Genomic DNA, 1,644 nt, shown 5'->3' with positions numbered 1-1,644 from the left:
GGCTTCGAGGCGGCGCAGACGTTCGTGGGCGTTACGGACGCGGCTGGAGACCGAGCTCTGCACCCGCCCCGCGTCGCGGTCGTAGGCCAGCTTGTTGTTGTCGCGCATCACGCGCCCGACGGCCACCCGGTGTGCGGTGGTGGACGCGTGCTCGCGCAGCCGCCGCACTTCCTCGCACCACTCCGCGTACGCCTGCTCCCACCGGGCCCTGGCCGCCGCCTTGGCCGCCAGGAATCCGGTGTAGCCGCCGCCGAAGCGGGTGAGCGAGCCGTGCTCGACCTCGACGACGGCCGTGGCGACCCGGTCGAGGAAGACGCGGTCGTGCGAGACCACGGCCACCGCGCCGCGGTGCTCGCGCAGGCGGTCTTCGAGCCAGGTCAGCGCGGACTCGTCGAGGTGGTTGGTCGGCTCGTCGAGCAGCAGCACGCGCGGCCCGGCGGCCAGCACGCAGGCCAGCCCGAGCCTGGCCAGCTCGCCGCCCGACAGGCTCGACAACCGCCGGTCGCGGGTCACCTGAGCCAGCCCCAGACCATGGAACGCCTTGTCGACCCGCGCGTCGGCCTCGTAGCCGCCCTTCAGCTCGTACGCCGTCAGCAGCTCGCCGTATTCGTCCATGACGTCGCCGGTCAGCGCCGACTCCAGCTCGCGCATCCTGCGCTCCATGGCGCGCAGGCCGGCCAGCGCCGCGTCGACGGCCTGCTGGACCGTGTGATCGGGCGGCAGGTCGAGCGTCTGCCCGAGATGGCCGAGGTCATCGGCCACCCGCACTTCGCCGTCGTCGGGCCGCTCGACCCCGGCCAGCAGCCGCAGCAGGGTGGACTTGCCCGAGCCGTTCTCGCCGACGATGCCGACGCGCTCGCCCGGCCTGACGGACAGGGACACGTCGATGAGGACGGCGTGGTCGCCGTAGGTCTTGGAAACCCTTCGGAGGATGGTCAGGATGGAACTCCAATCGCAACTGATGTAGCTTTAGCCTGCCACACGTTCACACATAACGCAACTGGAGTTGTTTTTGGAGCCTCGGAAACGTCCCGGGGGGCGCAGCGCACGCGTCCGCGACGCCGTACGCCAGGCCACGCTCGCCGAGCTGGCCGAGCACGGCTACGCGGGCTTGACGGTGGAGAACGTGGCGGAGCGGTCAGGGGTGCACAAGACGACCGTCTACCGGAGGTGGGGTGGCGTCGAAGGGCTGATCTCCGACGCTCTGGAGCTGGCCGGCGAGGAGCCGTGGCCGATCCCCGACACCGGCTCGATCGAGGGCGACCTGCGAGGGATCGTCCAGCTCGTACGCAACGGCTTCGACGATCCCGAGCTGGGCCCGGTGTCGTCGGCGTTCGTGGCCGCCGCCATCCAGGATCCGGCCGCCGCCCGGGCGCTGCACGACTTCTTCGCGGCCCGGCACGAGCAGTCGGCCGAGGTGGTGCGGCGCGCGATCGAACGCGGCGAGCTGCCCGACGTCGTCGACCCGAGCGAGGTGATCAGGGTGGCGGTGGCGCCCGTCTACTACCGGCTCTTCGTCGCCCACGAGCCGGTGAGCGAACACGACGCCGACCGCGCCGCCGCCGCGGCCCTCGCCGCCGCCCGCGCCGGCGTCCTCTGATTCAGGGGTACGGCACGGTTCGCCCGCGGGGCTCGGGGAGGGGC

Annotated in this window: 2 protein-coding genes; one reads left to right on the top strand and one right to left on the bottom strand. The window is 72.1% G+C overall.

Annotated features, from left to right (window positions below; genetic code table 11):
* Positions 1-882, bottom strand: an 882-nt coding sequence (locus tag E1286_RS47140) for an ATP-binding cassette domain-containing protein (protein ID WP_246075788.1), incomplete at its 3' end; no start/stop codon positions are given.
* A 130-nt stretch (positions 883-1,012) separates the two neighbouring features.
* Between E1286_RS47140 and E1286_RS47135 the strand changes: the two genes are divergently transcribed.
* Positions 1,013-1,600: a TetR/AcrR family transcriptional regulator gene (locus E1286_RS47135; RefSeq protein ID WP_132623922.1), complete on the top strand. Its 588-nt coding sequence runs from the start codon at positions 1,013-1,015 to the stop codon at positions 1,598-1,600.
* Positions 1,601-1,644: the final 44 nt, after the last annotated feature.

This window comes from Nonomuraea terrae (genome assembly GCF_004348995.1).
Classification (GTDB): domain Bacteria; phylum Actinomycetota; class Actinomycetes; order Streptosporangiales; family Streptosporangiaceae; genus Nonomuraea; species Nonomuraea terrae.
The sequence above is the reverse complement of the archived record's forward strand: the minus strand, read 5'-3'. Positions and strand labels throughout refer to the sequence as shown.